Here is a 17,904-nt window from a genome sequence, read left to right on the forward strand (position 1 = left end):
AGCAGGCGCACCCAATACGCGAACACCTCACGGAGGTTGTCGGGATCGGGCAAACGGGTGGGACCTGATGGCTTTGCAGACACATCCCAAGCATCCGATTCTGATACATTTGCATCTACGGAGTTTGCTTCTCATATTGAGCCGTGATCTCCGCATGACATCCGGCCGGCGCCCAGCTTCGCCATGCCTCGGATTCGTTCATCGGCACGTTTAGGGAGATCTTTGACTCATGAAGTTGAAGCACAAGCTTTTGCTCGGCTATTTCGCAATCGGTTTGCTGTTTGCGGTCTACAGCACCTTCTTCGGCGACACCTCCAACCGCGGCTTCGCCTTCAATCTGGGCCAAGGGGTGGTATGGCCTGCAGTGATGTTCCCGGGGCTTGGGAAGGTCATTGGCGCGCTGGTGCTGGTGGCCTTCATTGCCCTGGTGGTCTACAGCTGATCGTCACAGCGCCCTCCCCCATGGCTTGGCTTGCCAGACTCATCCTGACTGTTCTTTCGGTTGTGGCTTATTTCTGGGCCCTGGGCTTTGTCTGGGGCATCGGGCTCTTGGTGGTGTATTGGCTGGCGACGGTGGCCAAGAAGGAGTAAGTGGCGCGCCGCCCCTGATGACTCATCGCCTGGGCAATGACGCGCTGGGCTTCACTGGATATTTCTCATGAGCATGAACAACACGCTGTTGCGAGCGGCCGGCTCGCTGGTGGGCATTGCTGCCCTGACCTTGGCCCTGGGCTGCTCCGACCAGGCCTCACGCACTCGAAAGCACATGATCAAGGCCTGCATGTCCAACGACGTGTCGGAAGAGAACTGCAAGTGCGCCATCGACAAGACGCTGGAGAAGCATCCCATCGAAGAGATGATGGCCATCGACGACAAACGCAAAGCGCCTCCGCCAGAGATCTTTGAGGATGTGGCGAATGCCGCACTGGCTTGCGTGCGCAAGAACGGACTTTGAGGTGCTCAGGCGAACGTTAGGGCCACATCAGACATCACAGGGAAGAAACCATGACTCGCAAACACTGGAGCGCAGCGCTGGCCTTTGCCGGACTCACTGCCTTGGGGCACGCGCAAACACAAGGCATTGAAGGGGTTCTGGAGGTCGGACCCACCTACTCAGCGCTGTTCACGACCGGCGGCGAATCGGGTGACCTGGTTGGCTATGCATTCAAGACGCAATCTCCTGCAGGCCGCACCATTCTTCAGAAATGCGCTCCTGGCTTGTTCTGCAAGGTGCCCAAAGGCAGCGCCAAGTTGATGAACGACACTTCCGCTCTGAGGTTCAAGGACTCGCCCTCGGGTTGGTACGAAATCACAGCGGCCAGGGATGCGAGGATGGAAGCCGTGACGTTTGGCTATGAGAAGACCGTCAAAACCCGCTTCGGGGTGATCAGCGTTCGGCCCGATGACAACCTGCTGTTGTTCAAAGGCAAGCCGATCTCCCCTACCGTCGAAGGCAACAACGGTCTGAGCATCGTGGCCAACTACGAGATGGGCAAGCAAGACGTAGTCTTGGTGCAGAACGACGGGGGAAGTGCCTGCCCTGCCCTGTTTCGCTTCTTGATGATCACGGCATCAGGAGTTCGAGTCAGCCCGGAGTTTGGGACTTGCACGGACATCATCTATCCGACTGTGGATGACAAAGGTGCTGTGAATGTGGCGATGCCTGATTTCACGGGGCCGTTCGAGCCGGCCTCCAAGCAACCGCCAGCCAGGTTGAGCACGAAGGTCTTTCGATACTTGGGCGGTCAGCTCTTCGAGAACGGCAAGGTCGTGAAGTAGGCCTGGGTACGGATCGCATCACGGCATAAAGAGTTGCACCCGGTTTGGGGCAGCTCCTTTTTTGTTTGCGATCAGCATTCGCTTGGCCGAGGGCCTCGTTTCCCCGACATCAGGTCAGCGGGAGACGAACCTGGGATATAACCACCGCCGGATCAACCACTACAACGCATAGAAACCATGAACCGCGCTGAACTCGTAGAAATTCTGGCCTCCAAGAACGACCTGTCCAAGGCTGCAGCCAATGCCGTGCTCGACACCTTGATCGAGACCATCCAGACCACCGTCAAAAAGGGAGACGCTGTCCAGCTCGTGGGTTTCGGTACCTTCAAGTCGGTCAAGCGTGCTGCACGCAAGGGCAAGAACCCGGCGACCGGCGAAGCCATCAAGATTGCGGCAACCACCTTGCCCAAGTTCACTGCTGGTGCAAAGTTCAAGGCAGTCGTCGACCCCAAGGCCGCGAAGCGCAAGGCAGACAAAGCCGCCAAATAAAAGATCCAAGAGGTCACAGGAGGCGGCATTCCCGCCAGAGGATCACCGCCCCGTCGGGTTCTAGACCTTGCCCCAAAACGAGGTCTTGCGCCCATATTGCTGGCGAATGGTGGCCTCGAATCCGGCATGTGAAGGTACCAGGTCTTGAACATCGGCAAACCTCGGGCACCCACCAAAGTAACAATATGGGTCTAAAGGCAGTACGCGACAATTTGGGGCATGCAAATATTGCCACTACCAGTATTTATTTGCACTCAGAGGATAATGCGCGCCATGACCAGACAACGAGCGCTCACAAGTTACAGTGGTCAACTTAAAACGTATCAATCAATTTCCCAAATGACGACCGTCACAACCAAGTTGGCGATCTCAAATCCGAAGCGCAACACTAGTTGTTGAAACGGTTCGATTGAGATTCAGTGAATGGTAGCGTCCTGGCGCTGCGCGATGGCCTGCATGAACTGCTGGAACGCCTGGTATGGTGACTTCCATCCCAGTGTCTGGCGCGGCCGGTTGTTCATCATGTCCGCAATGGAGTCCAGCGCATCTTGATCGTGCACGCTCAGGTCCGTGCCCTTGGGCAGAAACTGGCGCAGCAAGCCATTGGTGTTCTCGCAACTGCCCCGCTGCCAGGGACTGTGCGGATCACAGAAGTAGACCCGAACCCCCGTGGCCTGGGTCAACTCCCGATGGCGCGCCATCTCCCTGCCCTGGTCGTAGGTGAGCGTCTGACGCATGGGCTCAATCACCTGATTGAGCTTGGCCGTGAAGGCCGCCAGGGCGCTCTGGGCCGTTGCATCAGGCATCTTGCACAGCAGCACCAAGCGCGTGCTGCGCTCGACCAGCACACCGACTGCAGACTGGTTGTTGGCCCCCTTGATCAAGTCCCCCTCCCAGTGCCCAGGCATCAGCCGGTCATTGACCTCGGGAGGGCGCACATGGATGCTGACCATCTCGGGAATCTGGCCCCGCCGATCCTGCCCCGCAGAACGCGGCCGGCGGCCACCGTGCCCCTGGCGCAGCAGCGCAATCAACTGCTTCTTGAGCTCTCCGCGGGGGTAGGCATAGATGGCGTTGTAGATCGTCTCGTGAGACACATGCTGGCTGGAATCCTCGGGGTGCATGCCCCGCAGTGTGCGGGCAATCTGCTGGGGAGACCAACGCCACAGCAAAAGATCGCACACCACACGCCACAGGGCGCTGTGCGGGTGCAGCTTGGGCAAGGGCCGGGCCGCAACACGACGGGCCTCACAGGCCGCCTGGGCGGGCTTGAAAGCATAGCCATCGCAAGCAGACCGATTGCGGCACAGCTCACGGCAAATGGTGCTGGGGCTGCGGCCAAGGACGCGGGCAATGGATCGCTGGCTCCAGCCTTGCTGCAAAAGAGAAGCCATCGTCAGCCGATCTTCTGGCTGCAAGTGCGTGTATCGTGAAGTCATCTGTGCAAATCACCTGGGGTTCAGGTGTTGCACTTCAAGTTTGAGACCGCCGTTCATAACACCTGCACACTAGGTCAAAGAGCATGTACATCGGCTTTTTCTCTTTAGAAACGACCCTGCTCAGGTGCTACTATCAGAATTAGCGTAGACATTTCTGATGTCCCGACAATCGATTTTGAAGGCTATTCGTTTCAATTGCTCTTTCCTGTTTTCTGCCAACACGAACAGCATATTCAGCGGTGTCAAATGAAGTGGGGAAAGGACAGCGTGAACCTCGTTCTCCCGTTAATAGAACTGACTTTAGCCATGCCCCCATGTGCCTCAACGATCGCTTTGGTGATAGAAAGACCCAGGCCGGCACCATCAGAGGCAGATCTAGACCTCGCAGGATCTGCGCGAAAGAAGCGGTCAAACAAGCGTGGCAAGGCCTGTGGATCGATGTTCAGGCCTGTATTCTCAACCGAGACTTCGGTGAATTGTCCCGATTCGGTAACGATGACATCGACTTCCCCGCCTTCGGGCGCATGGCGCAGAGCGTTAGAGAGCAGGTTGCTGATGGCGCGGCGGAACATCAGTGGATCACCAAAGATGGTCCCACGACCCTCCGCGCGCATGCGAATGTGCTTCTCATCGGCTACGGCCTCATAGAACTCTAGCAGTGCCAGCACCGCCTCCGTGGCAGAGAAGTTCTCCTTGTGAGGCAGGCTGGCCCCGCGCTCGGTCTTTGCCAGAAACAGCATGTCGGACACCATCCTGGCCAGACGCTGCAGTTCCTCGGCATTCGAAGCCAGGATGTCCCGATAGATGGCCGCATCACGGTCACTGGAGAGCGTCACCTGCGTCTGAGTCAGCAAATTGCTGATCGGGGTGCGCAGTTCATGGGCCAAGTCTGAAGAAAAGTCCTGCAGGCGGGTGAAGTCGCTTTGTAGCCTGTCGAGCATGCGATTCAATTCGCCAGCCAACTCCGCCATTTCTACTGGCACAGCATCAACTGGCATGCGCTCGCTCAATTGCTGCCCGCTCACTCCCGCCGCACGGGCTCTCATGGAATGCAGGGGCGCAAGCCCATGGTGTGCAGCCATCCAACCCAGCAAACCGCTGATCAATGTGGCCGCAATGGCATAGAGCACAAATCGCAGACGTAACTCGGCGAGGAACTGCGCGTGGTGCGCAGTGTCCATTGCGATTGTCACTTCCAGAGCCGTAGTCAATTCGTACTTGGGTTTGACCGTGAACAGAAGTGCCCGCAACTCTCGACCGTCAGGGGACCACACTTGCAGCACCGGCTCATTGTCTCCGTTGGTTGATATTTGAGTTATCTGAGAGGACGGTACCAAGCCTTCGGATCGGAACAAGGTTTCCCCTTTGGTCGATACAACGTCGGCAAAAAGCCCATGATGATGATTCAATGCCTCATTCAATCGCCACTTGGCATCCTCAGCGGAGTTCGCGTTCGCAAGCACCTCTTCGATCAGCTCCCTCTTGTCCTGCAGCGTCACCCGATCCAATTCGGCGAAGTGTTGATCGGCAGACGCCAGGAAGAGCCACCCAAGTCCCAACACCACAATGGCGGCCACGAGAGTGAAAAACGACGTCAGGCGACTGGTTAATGAAAGGGGACGCAACATCTCTCACCTGTCCTCCGGGATTTCAAGCACGTAGCCCATGCCTCGCACCGTCTGTATGAGCTTGACTGCCTGCCCGTCATCGACCTTGCTGCGCAGGCGACGCACGGCGACCTCGATCACATTGGTGTCGCTGTCGAAATTCATGTCCCACACTTGAGAGGCGATCAATGAGCGGGGAAGGACTTCGCCATGGCGTCTCATGAGCAATTCAAGCAAGCCGAACTCTTTGGCGGTCAGATCGATGCGGCGGCCAGCTCGTGCGACACGGCGACGCAACAAGTCCAACTCCAGGTCAGCCACCCTCAGCGTGGTGGTCTCGGTTCCGCTGCGACCTCGACGAAGAATGGTCCGCACTCTGGCCAACAGTTCTGCAAATGAAAAGGGTTTCACCAGGTAATCGTCGGCACCCAGTTCCAGGCCTTTCACCCGATCTTCAACTTGATCTCTCGCGGTCAGGAACATGGCGGGCATTTGTTGGCCGCGCTCGCGCAGCCGTTGAAGAACCTGCCATCCATTGAGTCCGGGCAACATGACATCGAGGATCACAAGGTCGTAGTCCTGGTCACCGGCCATGTGCAAGCCATCGACACCGTCCTTGGCCAGGTCCACGACGAAGCCGGCTTCAGTCAAGCCCTGGTGCAGGTATTCGCCTGTCTTGGCCTCATCTTCAACGATCAAGATCTTCACAACCCTCGCTCCAGTTTCTGCGCTGCTGGTAGTGTGCAGCCTCTGGGCAGGCCTGTTCCGAAGATAACAAACATGTAATCTTTCAGGTGGGTTTCTGACAGGTTCATCTCTCCAAAATCGCCGGGTGCATTGAGAGAAAACCGAGAGGACCCCAGCCCATGCTTTTTCATTTCGTCAGGCTCCAATTGCCCCTGACGTTGGCCATGTTTGCAAGCGCCGTGGCCGCTCAGACTCCCACTGTCAGCCAGACCACCGAAGCCAATCCCATTTGGGCTCGACCCCTGCAGTACCGGTCGTTGATCAGTACCTATGAGCCCTATAACGACCAGGCTGTTCGGCCGTGGCGTGAGGCCAATGATCGTGTTCAACGCATCGGGGGCTGGCGGACCTATACCAAGGAGGTATCGGACAAGACGCCGGCTTCTGCGGATTCAGGGACGGAGGGGCACAGCGCCACACATGGAGGCGTGAAGCCATGAGTCGAGCACCAGCCATTTCTCGAACTCGCTTGTTCACCGCTGTCGCCCTGGCTGTGGCTTTGTCAGGATGCGCCAGTGTGTCCTTGGAGCAAAACCTGAACCGGGTCAATGCTGAAGCCGTTGATTTCACCGGTGGCCAATTGTCCTTGGCCCAAACGACAGAAGAGCGAGACCAGCGCGCAAGCGCCTCAGCCAAACTGTTGGCCAGCCCATTGGGCCCCACAGAGGCCGTGCAGTTGGCCTTGATCAACAGCCCTGCTGTGCAGGCTCTCGTGGCTCAAGGGTGGGCGGACTCGGCATCTGCGGCGCAAAGCGGTCGCATTGCCAACCCTGTTTTCGGGTTTGAGCGCCTGACGGCGGGCAGTGATCTTGAATTGAACCGGGCCTTGTCCTTCGGTTTACTTGATGTCCTGACCCTGCCAGCTCGGCAGGGTATTGCACAGCGTCGCATTGAACAGGCGCAACTGCGCTTGACAGGTGAAGTTGTCGATCACGTCACCAGAGTCCGCCAGGCATGGGTTCGTGCCGTAGCCAGCCAGCAGACCTTGGCGTACGCACAGCAGGTGTTTGAAAGCGCCGAAGCCAGTGCCGAGCTCGCACGCAGGATGCAGTCGGTTGGAAATTACAACCGACTCACTCGGGCCCGAGAGCAGGCTTTCTATGCCGATGCGGCGTCGCGCCTGGCAGCGGCTGGCCATGACCTCACATCGAACCGCGAAGAGCTCGTCCGGCTGCTGGGCTTGGATGAATCTCAGGCCCAGCAATTGCAGCTGCCCGCGCGTCTGCCTGACCTGCCGAAAGAGGCACTTGCCCCCGGCATCGTGGGACAGCTCGCCAGTCGAGGTCGCCTGGATGTGAGGTTGGCGCAAAGCGCCTTGACGTCCGCAGGAAAGTCCCAGGGCTTGAACACCGTGACCAGCTTCACCGACATTGAGCTGACGGCACGCCGCAACACCAAATGGGACAGTGCAGCAGGCACTCGGACCGATCAACGGGGATATGAAATCGGTGTGCGGCTTCCCATCTTCGACTGGGGCGGCATGCAGCGGCAGGCATGGAATGCACGCACGCTTGCGGCAGCCAACCAACTGGAATCGACGATCAGGTCGGCAGGGTCCAGTTTGCGTGAAAGCTACTCCGCCTATCGGACAGCCTATGACATCGCGCGTCACTTCCGAGATGAGGTCGTTCCGGTTCGCAAAGTGATCTCAGAAGAGAACCAGCTGCGCTACAACGGAATGATCATCGGTGTTTTCGAGCTTCTGGCTGACGCCAGAGATCAGGTCAGTACCGTGATCGGCGCGATCAATGCCGAACAGCAGTTCTGGCTGGCCGATGCCGCACTTCAGGCCTCCTTGATTGGCCGTCCCACCAAAACCTCCCTGTCTGTATCGAGCGGGCCCACCGGTAGTGGCGACTCGGGGCACTGATCACCAAGGTAAATTCAATGACATCCAGACGAGAATTTTTCAAGTATGCGGGTCTGACCGGTGGGGCCGTTGCGGCGGCCGCAGTCACCCGTGTGGCCATGGCCGCTTTGCCCGAGCCGATTCTTCAAAGCTCCGCTGAAACCATGGCACCACTGGTGCCCAACAGCGGCAGACCCTACAACCCCGTGGTGACCTTGAACGGATGGACCTTGCCTTGGCGCATGAACCAGGGCGTCAAGGAGTTCCATCTGGTCGCTGAACCCGTGGTGCGTGAGATGGCTCCTGGCTTCAAGGCGCATCTGTGGGGCTACAACGGTCAAAGCCCAGGCCCCACGATCGAGGTGGTCGAGGGTGACCGTGTGCGGATCTATGTCACCAACAAGCTACCTGAGCACCACGCCGTCCATTGGCATGGGCAGCGCCTTCCAAACGGCATGGATGGCGTTTCTGGGCTGACGCAACCCTCCATTCCACCTGGCAAGACCTTCGTCTATGAATTCGTCGCTCGTCGGCCGGGGACCTTCATGTACCACCCACATGCTGACGAGATGGTCCAGATGGCGATGGGCATGTATGGCTTCTGGGTGACCCATCCCAAGGCCAAGAATCCGCTGATTGATGAGGTGCAGCGCGACTTCTGCTTTTTGCTCAACGCCTTCGACATCGACCCGGGCAGTTACACGCCAAAGACGATGACGATGTTGGACTTCAATCTGTGGGCCTGGAATAGCCGGGTCTTTCCGGGCATCGATTCCCTCAATGTGCGACTCGGCGACAAGGTGCGCATCCGGGTTGGCAACCTGACGATGACGAACCACCCCATGCATTTGCATGGTCATGAATTCCTTGTCACGGGCACAGATGGTGGACCTACGCCTCCTCACACGCGCTGGTACGAAGTCACCACCGATGTTGCCGTTGGGCAGATGCGGCAGATCGAATTCGTGGCGGACGAGGAAGGCGACTGGTCGTTCCATTGCCACAAGAGCCATCACACGATGAATGCCATGGGGCACAACGTCCCCAATCTGATTGGTGTTGACCACAGTGGCCTGGCCAAAAAGATCAACAAGCTCATCCCCGACTACATGGTCATGGGCGAGCGGGGGATGTCGGACATGTCCGAAATGGAGATGCCCATCCCGGACAACACCGCTCCCATGATGACTGGAGAAGGCCCCTTCGGTCCCGTGGAAATGGGCGGCATGTTCAGCGTCTTGAAAGTCCGCAAGGATCAAAAGCCTGGGGACTACAAGGACCCGGGTTGGTTCAAGCATCCCCCTGGAACTGTGGCCCACGAATACACAGGGCCTTTGGCTCAGCCCGCCCGCTTCAGCGCCGAAGGCGGCCAATCGATGCCCCTTGCAAAGAAGCCCAATGCATCCACAGAAGTGCAGGTGCGCAAACCCACATCCCACAACGGCCACTGAGCCGACCCACACCTACCCAGGAAAAGAAAATGAAAACAACCCGCAGCACTCGCAGTCTTGTATTGATGGCCTTGCTCGCCATGTCCGGTGCCTCCTTCGCCAATGGCAACCACTCCGGTGGTCATTCACACACTGATGAAGAGTCGGCCATTGGAAAGCCTGGCTTGGCCACCAAGGCCAGCCGAACCATCACGGTTGAGATGGGTGACAACATGCGTTTCACGCCCTCAGACATCCAGGTCAAGAAGGGGGAGACCGTTCGCATCGTTGTCAAGAACACCGGCCAGGTCAAACACGAATTGAGCCTGGGTACTCAGCAGGAATTGTTGGAACACCTGGAGCTGATGAAGAAGTTCCCTGACATGGAGCACGATGAACCGAACAAGGTCACGGTCGCCCCCGGCAAGGAGGGGGAAATCCTCTGGCAATTCACCAAATCTGGAACGGTGAACTTCGCCTGCCTGATGCCGGGTCACTACGAGGCCGGCATGAAGGGCTCGGTCCAGGTTGGAAAGAAGTGAGTTTTGGCGCACGAAGGAGCGAATACAGCATGACAAATCTGTTCATCCCGAGTTTGCCGACAAGACGCTCTCTGCTGTTGGGCCTTGCTGCCATGGGCGCGATGTCTGTAGCGGGCGCTGCGACATCGGCGTCTGTGGCGATGCAGGTCTGGAAGGACCCTAGCTGCGGTTGCTGCAAAGACTGGGTCTCCACCCTCGAAAAGAGCGGCTTCAGGGTCGCGGTCATTGAGCAGGGCAACACCGCTACCAGGTCCCGCCTGGGCATGCCTGCGCAATTTGGCTCCTGTCACACCGCGGTCGTTCAAGGATACGTGATCGAGGGTCACGTACCGGCCACCGACATCCTGCGACTCCTCAAGGAGCGCCCTAACGCTTTGGGCCTGGCCGTACCGGGCATGCCGATCGGGTCACCTGGAATGGATGGGCCCGGGTACGGGGGACGCCGCGATCCCTTCCGAGTTCTGCTGATCCAAAAGGACGGATCAGCTCAAACCTTCAGTTCTTACTCATGAGGAAACCATGAACGCTATCACTCGATTTTTGGCGATTTCCGCAATGGTGCTGGGCACAGCCTTGCCTGTGGGCACCTTTGCACAGGCCGCGATGGATACCAGCAAGATGCCGACGACACAGATGTCTGCATCCATGACCGACGGTGAAGTCAAGAAGGTCGACCAGGACACTGGCAAGGTCACGATCAAACATGGCGACATCAAGCACCTGGACATGCCCGGTATGACCATGGTGTTCACCGCCAAAGACAAGAGTCTTTTGACCAATATCAAGGCCGGCGACAAGGTCCGATTTATGGTGATGAACGAGAGCGGAAAGCTCATCGTTACGGACATTCAGCCCTCGCCGAAATAAGGCGTCAACGGGCTGGCGCTGAGCCTCCAGCCCATTGATTCCCATTTGAATTTCATCGTCGTCAACCCGTGAATGGAGAAAGCCATGACCAACACTCGTCAAACATTGATCGGACTCTGCATCGCTGCAGCCGCACTGGCGGCATCGGCACAAACTGCAGACGAACACAAGGGCCACCATCCGGAGGCAGCGGCACCCGCTGCAACGCCGGCCCCAAAGCCCACATCTGGCGCCATGGGGGGCGGCAAGATGGGGGTGATGGATCAGCACATGAAAGCGATGCAAGCCATGCACGACAAGATGGCTGCGGCGAAGACGCCTGAGGAGCGGCAGGCACTGATGGCCGAACACATGAAGCTCATGCAAGACGGCATGAGCATGATGAAGCAAATGGGGGGAGCGTCTGCAATGTCGGGGATGTCTTCAGACAAGACAAAAAAAGCGGGCATGCCGAGCAGTCAGCAGATGATGGAAAAGCGAATGGACATGATGGAGTCCATGATGCAGATGATGATGGACCGCATGCCAGCTCCAGCCCCAGCCAACTGACTGACTCCCAACTTCAACAGGAGAATCGCCATGGATGATCATCATGAGGGGCACGATAACCCCCCCAGCTTCTGGTCCTCGCGCTATGCCATCGGGTGGATCGTGATTGGTGGTATTGCCGCATATTTCCTGTTGACAGAGCACTTGGCGCACGTCGTCGGTGCGCTGCCATTTTTGTTGCTGCTGGCCTGCCCACTCATGCATGTCTTCATGCATCACGGCCATGGGAGCCACGGACATCATCGGCATCACAAACCGGATGACACCAACAGCTCAGAATCTCAACGCCCAGGAGATCCATCATGAATCACACGGAGTCGGCTTACGGTTTGTGGTCATTGGTGGTCATCAATTCGGCGATCTTCATCATGTTCGCCTTCAGTTTCTTCAAGCCTGCGACTGCACGCGACTGGCGAACCTTTGGTGCCTTTTCCGCCTTTGTGGTGGCCCTCTTTGTCGAGATGTATGGCTTCCCGTTGACGATCTATCTGTTGTCTGGTTGGCTGCAAACGCTTTACCCCAACCTCGACGTCTTGTCTCACAACGCAGGCCATCTTTGGTCCACCTTGCTTGGTGAGAAAGGCGATCCTCATTTCGGTGTTCTGCATATTGCCAGCTATGTCTTTCTGGGCTACGGGTTCTATCTTCTTTCCGTAGCCTGGCATGTTCTGTACCACGCCCAACGTCGCCACGAATTGGCGACTGCTGGGCCCTATGCACGAGTGCGCCACCCACAGTACGTTGCCTTCGTGATGATCTTGCTGGGCTTTTTGCTGCAATGGCCCACGTTGTTGACGCTGTTGATGTTTCCCGTGTTGCTCCTGATGTATGGGCGACTGGCGGTGACGGAGGAGGCCGAAATGCGCAAAGAGTTCGGCGCTGCTTTCGACGCGTATGCCCAGAAAACGCCCCGGTTCATTCCAAGTTTCCGGGCGGCCGGCTCAGGTGCACAGGAGTAGGACGGATGACACACCAACACCACGTCGAGCAAGGCGAACGTAGCGACGATGCACTTCATGATCCCGTTTGCGGGATGCCAGTGACGGCGACTTCAAGCCATCTCCAGAGCTATGAGGGGCGGACCTACTACTTCTGTAGCGCCCATTGCCATTCCAAATTCACTGAGGATCCGGCTCGCTATGTCCATCCGGGGCCTTCGGAAGCGGTTCACACCCATGAACATGCACACCACCATCATGAGACTGGTGACGCAGCATGCCTAGATCACGCCCCTTCCGGGGCTGCCACCGAAGTTGACGTGGCCCCCGTCAAAGGAGCCCTCTACACCTGCCCTATGCACCCTGAAATCCGGCAGGATCATCCAGGGAACTGTCCCAAATGCGGGATGACGTTGGAGCCCTTGTTGCCCGAATTGGAAGAGGACGACAACCCAGAGCTTCGGGATTTTCGCCATCGCTTTTGGTGGACATTGCCACTGACGTCAGCCGTGTTTGTGCTGGCCATGTTCGGTCACCAGCTCAACTGGTTCGACATGTCGGTTCAAAGTTGGATTGAGTTAGGTCTTTCACTGCCCATCGTGTTGTGGGGTGCAAGCCCGTTTTTCGCGCGAGCCTGGCAGTCGCTGCTCAACCGCAGCCCCAATATGTGGACCTTGATTGGGCTGGGAACCGGTGCGGCCTTTGTCTACAGTGTCGTTGCCACGATAGCTCCGCAGGTGTTTCCGGCCTCCTTCATCTCCATGGGGCGCGTGGCCGTCTATTTCGAGGCTGCGGCGGTCATCATCTCGCTGACCTTGCTGGGGCAGATGCTGGAGCTGAAGGCGCGCTCGCAGACCTCTGCAGCCATCAAGTCCTTGTTGGGCCTGGCCCCCAAGACCGCACGGCGCATCAGAGAGGACGGAACGGAAGAGGACGTGCCGCTGACACATGTGCACGTGGGCGACCGCCTGCGGATTCGGCCAGGCGAGAAGGTGCCTGTGGACGGCGTGGTCATCGAAGGCAGCAGCTCAATCGATGAGTCCATGTTGACCGGGGAACCAGTACCGGTGACCAAGAGAGTGGGTGACAAGGTCATCGGCGCGACGCTCAACACCAGCGGCGCACTCGTGATGCGCTCTGAGCGCATAGGCTCGGCCACGATGCTGGCCCAAATTGTCCAAATGGTGGCGCAAGCGCAGCGGTCCCGGGCTCCGATGCAACGCATGGCCGATATGGTTGCAGGCTACTTTGTGACGGCCGTGATCGCCGTTGCCGTGCTCACTTTCTTTGCCTGGGGGTTGTTTGGTCCAGAACCTCGATGGGTCTACGGGCTTATTAATGCGGTCGCGGTCCTGATCATCGCCTGTCCTTGTGCGCTGGGCCTGGCGACTCCCATGTCCATCATGGTTGCCACCGGGCGCGGAGCAACACACGGAGTGCTGTTCCGCGACGCAGCTGCCATCGAGAACCTGCGCAAGATCGACACCCTCATCATCGACAAGACCGGAACGCTGACCGAAGGTCGTCCGGCTTTTGATCGCGCCATTCCAGTGCCGGGACTCGAGATCAATGAGGTATTGCTCTTGGCCGCGAGCCTGGATCAGGGCAGTGAACATCCTCTGGCCGACGCAATTGTGCGAGCAGCACGCGAGCGTGGTCTGCTATTGCAAAAGCCTGAGCAGTTTGAATCGGCTACCGGCATTGGCGTTCAAGGCAAGGTCGGTGATCGGCGACTGGCGTTGGGAAACACGGCGCTGATGGAGCAACTTGGCATCTCGGTCGAACCCATGGTCGAACAGGCCGAGGCCTTGCGTTCTGAGGGAGCCAGCGTCATGCATTTGGCCTCAGACGGCAAACTGATCGGTTTGTTGGCTGTCTCTGACCCGATCAAGTCCAGCACCCCCGAAGCCCTGGCGGCGCTCAAAGCAGCGGGGCTGCGCATTGTGATGGCCACGGGTGATGGGCTGACCACGGCGCGATCCGTTGGCAATCGGCTGGGCATTGACGAGGTGCACGGCGAGGTCAAGCCTGCGGACAAGCTGGAACTGGTCCAGCGCCTGCAAAGCGAAGGGCGGGTGGTCGCGATGGCTGGTGATGGCATCAACGATGCACCGGCCTTGGCCAAAGCTGATGTGGGCATTGCCATGGGGACAGGCACGGATGTGGCGATGAACAGCGCCCAGGTCACGTTGGTCAAAGGTGATTTGAGAGGCATCGTGGTTGCGCGCGGCTTGTCCGAGGACACCGTGCGCAACATGAAACAGAACCTGATGTTTGCCTTTCTCTACAACGCCCTGGGGATCCCGATTGCGGCCGGTGTTCTGTATCCCGCCACTGGCTGGCTGTTATCCCCGCTGATCGCAGCCCTGGCCATGAGTTTCAGCTCAGCCTCTGTGATCGGCAATGCCTTGCGGTTGCGGCAAGCCGATTGATCGTTGACCTGACGGGTTTGTCATCTGCCGCACATCTTCCCGTCAGGCAGCGCATTCGAGAATTCAACAACTTCGATTTGGAGGGCTTCCTGCCATGGATCCGTTTTTTCATCGCTTTTCCGAGTTGTTCAAGCAATTGGGCCTGCCCTCGGATATCGAGAGCATCAAGATCTTTTTGAGGGTGCACAGCCCGTTGGCATCCGAGGTCGCCTTGGAAAACGCGCTCTTTTGGAGCCCGGCTCAATCGGCACTCTTGCGCGACGAGTTGATGCGAGACGCCGACTGGGCAGAGGTTGTTGATCAACTGAATGCCGCTTTGAGAAGCACCAAGCAGGATTGACCCTCAGCATGAGACACCGCATCCATTTGTGCGCAATTGCGCTCACTGTTGGTCTTGCATCGGCAAGCTTTGCCCAGGACGCACGACTCGGACAAAGTGTCGAAAGTCTGTTGAAGTATGCGAGGGACAGCAACCCTGAATACGCCAGCATGCGCTTTGATGTGGTGGCAGCCCAAGCGCGAATAGATCCTGCAGGCGCCTTGCCTGACCCGAAGTTCCGCACAGAGTGGCGAGACATCACGCGTGCCGGCGATCAAAATCCGACACTTCTCCCTGGGCGCGTGGGCAGCACGCGATACCTGTTGATGCAGGATCTGCCATGGACAGGCAAGCGCGAACTGAAACGAGAGGTGGCCACATCGCAAGCGGATGCTGCGCGAGGGCGTGCTGAAGGCACATGGAACGAGCTGGCATCCAAAATCAAGGCGACTTACGCGCAGCTTTACTACCACGGTCAAAACAGGCGATTGAACCAGGAGATCCTTGATCTGATGGTTCGACTCGAAAAGGTTGCACAAGCGCGCTATGCCGGTGGTCTGGCGGCCCAGCAGGATGTGATTCGGGCTCAGTTGGAGCAAACAGCCATGCGCACCGAGTTGATCAGTCTGGACACCGAGCACAGGCAACTCCTGGGCAAGTTGAATGCGCTCATCGGCCGCTCTGCTGCCGAAGCCTTGGCTGAGCCTGAGCAGATCCGATCTTTGCCTGCGCCCGAGCGCTCCAGCTTTCCTGCATTGGAGCAACGCGCACGTGAGCACAACCCGCTTCTCAGAACAGAAGCCTTTCAAATCAGGGCTGCTGAAAAGAACCGGGAGTTGGTCTACAAGAACCGATATCCCGATTTCACGGTTGGAGTCTCCCCCATTCAGTACGGCGGCTCGTTCCGAGAGTGGGAGCTGATGCTCGAACTCAATATCCCCCTGCAGCAAGACAGCCGGCGCGCGCAGGAGCGCGAATCTGAAGCCATGCTGGATGCAGCCCGCTCTCGACAAGAACAGGTCAGCACTCAAATCTTGGCCGACCTCTATGAGAACGTAGTGGGCCTGGAGGCCTCCAGGCGGACGCTGGCGTTGATTGCCGACAGCCTGTTGCCACAGTCCGAATTGACGTTTCGATCGGCTCTGGCCGGGTATGAGTCCGGCAAGGTCGACTTCGCCACGTTGTTGGATGCTCAGAAGCAGATTCGCCAAGCCAAGTTGAACCAGGTTGCCGCAGGCATGAACGCACAGATGCGGCTGGCAGAAATTGAACGCATTGTGGGAGAAGATCTATGAGCACGCCGTTCGCGGTAGGCGTCAGTGCACTGGCAGTTTCCTTGCTGGCTGCAGGCGGTGGGTATTGGCTTGGCACTCGCCAAGTGTCGGGCCACATCACCGAGTCGTCAGTCTCGACCGATATGAAGGGCGACGCTCCAAAAGAGCGCAAGGTTCTCTACTATCGCAACCCCATGGGTTTGCCGGACACCTCTCCAACGCCCAAGAAGGACCCGATGGGCATGGACTATGTTCCTGTCTACGCGGGTGAGCCCGAGGCGGAGGCTCAGGGCAACACCCCCAACACCCTGCGGATCAGCACCGAGAAAGTCCAAAAGCTTGGCGTCCGTGTGGAGGCCGTTACTTCGGGGCCTTGGAACAAGTTGGTTCGTGCGGCCGCACGCATTGAACCCGACGAGCGACTGACGTATGCCATCGCCCCAAAATTCGAGGGCTATGTCGAGCGACTGCATGTCAATGTCACCGGACAAGTCGTGAGCAAGGGCCAGCCCCTGTTTGAGGTCTACAGTCCGGAACTGGTGTCTGCACAACGCGAGTACCTCATCGCGACTCAAGGTATCGATGCCCTGAAAGGGGCGAGCGACGAGGCACAACGTGGCATGCGTGAATTGGCCGAATCAAGCTTGATGCGGCTACGCAACTGGGATGTCTCCGAGGAGCAGATCAAGGCCTTGTCCCCCTCGGGATCCACTCGCCGCACCCTGACTTTCCGATCCCCAGTGGCCGGTGTCGTCACGGAAAAAAAGGCAATTCAGGGAATGCGCTTCATGCCCGGAGAGGCTTTGTATCAGGTCACCAACCTGTCTTCCGTGTGGGTACTTGCCGATGTGTTTGAGCAAGACATTGGTCTGGTCAAGGCAGGTGCGCAAGCCAAAGTACGCGTTGATGCCTACCCGGACAAGACGTTTTCCGGCGCTATCACTTATGTCTACCCCACGCTGAAGAGCGAAACACGTACGGTCCCCGTGCGCGTCGAGTTATCCAATTCGGCGGGGCTGCTGAAGCCGGGGATGTATGCCCAGGTGGAACTACCTGCTCAGGCGAGGGGGGCCGTGCTCAGCGTACCGTCGTCGGCTGTCATTGACAGCGGCACGCGTCAGATCGTCCTGATTCAGCAAGGCGAGGGGCGGTTTGAGCCGCGCGACGTCAAGCTCGGGGCTCGAAGCGAAGATCGCATCGAGGTTCTCGATGGCGTCAAAGAAGGCGAGATGGTGGTGGTTGCGGCCAATTTCCTGATCGATGCGGAAAGCAATCTCAAGGCCGCCATCGGTGGTTTAGGGCATGAAGGGCACGGCACACGCCCTGTGCAGGAGGGTGCGGCGGGTGCCAAGACGGCTGCGACCGTCACGCATCAGACCCAAGGCCAAGTGGAAGAAATCGATGCGAAGGCCGCGACCGTGACCATCGCCCATGGCGAAGTGCCCAGCCTCAAATGGCCAGCCATGTCCATGGAGTTCAAGGTGAGTCATGGCGGCCTGTTGGCAGGCCTGAAGCCTGGGGCCAAAGTGCGGTTCGAATTTGTAGAGCGCGGACAAGGTGATTGGGTCATCACATCGATTCAGCCGCAAGTCCCCGCTGCGACCAACGCCCACGCTGGGCATCAGTGATCTTCAGGAGACGAC

At 58.2% G+C, this 17,904-nt stretch carries 19 protein-coding genes; 16 read left to right on the forward strand and 3 right to left on the reverse strand.

Annotation, left to right across the window (positions count from 1 at the left end):
• Positions 1 to 229: 229 nt before the first annotated feature.
• From F624_RS0128255 to F624_RS0128275, 4 genes are all read left to right on the forward strand, one after another.
• Positions 230 to 442, forward strand: a complete 213-nt coding sequence (locus tag F624_RS0128255; protein WP_019573927.1) for a hypothetical protein — start codon at positions 230 to 232, stop codon at positions 440 to 442.
• A 216-nt stretch (positions 443 to 658) separates the two neighbouring features.
• On the forward strand, positions 659 to 955 hold the full coding sequence (locus tag F624_RS0128265; protein ID WP_019577748.1) for a hypothetical protein: 297 nt from the start codon (positions 659 to 661) through the stop codon (positions 953 to 955).
• Positions 956 to 1,005: 50 nt separating this feature from the next.
• A complete protein-coding gene (locus F624_RS0128270) occupies positions 1,006 to 1,779 on the forward strand; it encodes a hypothetical protein (RefSeq protein WP_245573752.1) in 774 nt (257 codons plus the stop codon).
• A 177-nt stretch (positions 1,780 to 1,956) separates the two neighbouring features.
• Positions 1,957 to 2,268, forward strand: a complete 312-nt coding sequence (locus tag F624_RS0128275) for an HU family DNA-binding protein (protein WP_019577750.1) — start codon at positions 1,957 to 1,959, stop codon at positions 2,266 to 2,268.
• Between the two features lie 416 nt (positions 2,269 to 2,684).
• On the opposite strand, the gene F624_RS0128280 is transcribed toward F624_RS0128275, so the two are convergent.
• The 3 genes from F624_RS0128280 to F624_RS0128290 form a co-directional block, all read right to left on the reverse strand.
• Complete coding sequence (locus F624_RS0128280; protein WP_031256559.1) at positions 2,685 to 3,707, reverse strand: IS30 family transposase; 1,023 nt, start codon at positions 3,705 to 3,707, stop codon at positions 2,685 to 2,687.
• A 242-nt stretch (positions 3,708 to 3,949) separates the two neighbouring features.
• Entirely contained in the window at positions 3,950 to 5,335 is a 1,386-nt protein-coding gene (locus F624_RS0128285) for a heavy metal sensor histidine kinase (protein ID WP_019577752.1), read from the reverse strand.
• Between the two features lie 3 nt (positions 5,336 to 5,338).
• The gene (locus F624_RS0128290) at positions 5,339 to 6,022 is read right to left on the reverse strand and encodes a heavy metal response regulator transcription factor (protein ID WP_019577753.1); all 684 of its coding nucleotides are present in this window, start codon (positions 6,020 to 6,022) and stop codon (positions 5,339 to 5,341) included.
• 475 nt (positions 6,023 to 6,497) lie between these two features.
• On the opposite strand from F624_RS0128290, the gene F624_RS0128300 reads away from it, so the two are divergent.
• The 12 genes from F624_RS0128300 (at position 6,498) to F624_RS0128350 (ending at position 17,889) form a co-directional block, all read left to right on the forward strand.
• Positions 6,498 to 7,931: a TolC family protein gene (locus F624_RS0128300; protein WP_031256563.1), complete on the forward strand. Its 1,434-nt coding sequence runs from the start codon at positions 6,498 to 6,500 to the stop codon at positions 7,929 to 7,931.
• A gap of 17 nt (positions 7,932 to 7,948) precedes the next feature.
• Positions 7,949 to 9,361: a multicopper oxidase family protein gene (locus tag F624_RS0128305; RefSeq protein ID WP_031256565.1), complete on the forward strand. Its 1,413-nt coding sequence runs from the start codon at positions 7,949 to 7,951 to the stop codon at positions 9,359 to 9,361.
• Between the two features lie 29 nt (positions 9,362 to 9,390).
• On the forward strand, positions 9,391 to 9,882 hold the full coding sequence (locus F624_RS0128310) for a cupredoxin domain-containing protein (RefSeq protein ID WP_031256568.1): 492 nt from the start codon (positions 9,391 to 9,393) through the stop codon (positions 9,880 to 9,882).
• Between the two features lie 29 nt (positions 9,883 to 9,911).
• Entirely contained in the window at positions 9,912 to 10,394 is a 483-nt protein-coding gene (locus F624_RS0128315) for a DUF411 domain-containing protein (protein ID WP_019577758.1), read from the forward strand.
• A 7-nt stretch (positions 10,395 to 10,401) separates the two neighbouring features.
• A complete protein-coding gene (locus tag F624_RS0128320; RefSeq protein ID WP_019577759.1) occupies positions 10,402 to 10,749 on the forward strand; it encodes a copper-binding protein in 348 nt (115 codons plus the stop codon).
• 84 nt (positions 10,750 to 10,833) lie between these two features.
• A complete protein-coding gene (locus F624_RS0128325; RefSeq protein ID WP_031256570.1) occupies positions 10,834 to 11,298 on the forward strand; it encodes a hypothetical protein in 465 nt (154 codons plus the stop codon).
• Between the two features lie 30 nt (positions 11,299 to 11,328).
• Complete coding sequence (locus F624_RS34430; protein WP_084679749.1) at positions 11,329 to 11,604, forward strand: DUF2933 domain-containing protein; 276 nt, start codon at positions 11,329 to 11,331, stop codon at positions 11,602 to 11,604.
• The gene (locus tag F624_RS0128330; protein ID WP_019577761.1) at positions 11,601 to 12,257 is read left to right on the forward strand and encodes a methyltransferase family protein; all 657 of its coding nucleotides are present in this window, start codon (positions 11,601 to 11,603) and stop codon (positions 12,255 to 12,257) included. Before F624_RS34430 ends, F624_RS0128330 begins: the two co-directional genes overlap by 4 nt.
• A 5-nt stretch (positions 12,258 to 12,262) precedes the next feature.
• Entirely contained in the window at positions 12,263 to 14,668 is a 2,406-nt protein-coding gene (locus tag F624_RS0128335; RefSeq protein ID WP_031256572.1) for a heavy metal translocating P-type ATPase, read from the forward strand.
• A 94-nt stretch (positions 14,669 to 14,762) separates the two neighbouring features.
• Entirely contained in the window at positions 14,763 to 15,008 is a 246-nt protein-coding gene (locus F624_RS0128340; protein ID WP_019577764.1) for a DUF2789 domain-containing protein, read from the forward strand.
• A gap of 8 nt (positions 15,009 to 15,016) precedes the next feature.
• Complete coding sequence (locus tag F624_RS0128345) at positions 15,017 to 16,282, forward strand: TolC family protein (RefSeq protein WP_031256574.1); 1,266 nt, start codon at positions 15,017 to 15,019, stop codon at positions 16,280 to 16,282.
• Positions 16,279 to 17,889 carry an efflux RND transporter periplasmic adaptor subunit gene (locus F624_RS0128350; RefSeq protein WP_019577766.1) on the forward strand — a complete coding sequence of 537 codons (1,611 nt, stop codon included), beginning with the start codon at positions 16,279 to 16,281 and terminating at the stop codon, positions 17,887 to 17,889. Before F624_RS0128345 ends, F624_RS0128350 begins: the two co-directional genes overlap by 4 nt.
• Positions 17,890 to 17,904 lie beyond the last annotated feature (15 nt).

It is taken from the genome of Curvibacter lanceolatus ATCC 14669 (genome assembly GCF_000381265.1).
Classification (GTDB): Bacteria; Pseudomonadota; Gammaproteobacteria; order Burkholderiales; family Burkholderiaceae_C; genus Curvibacter; species Curvibacter lanceolatus.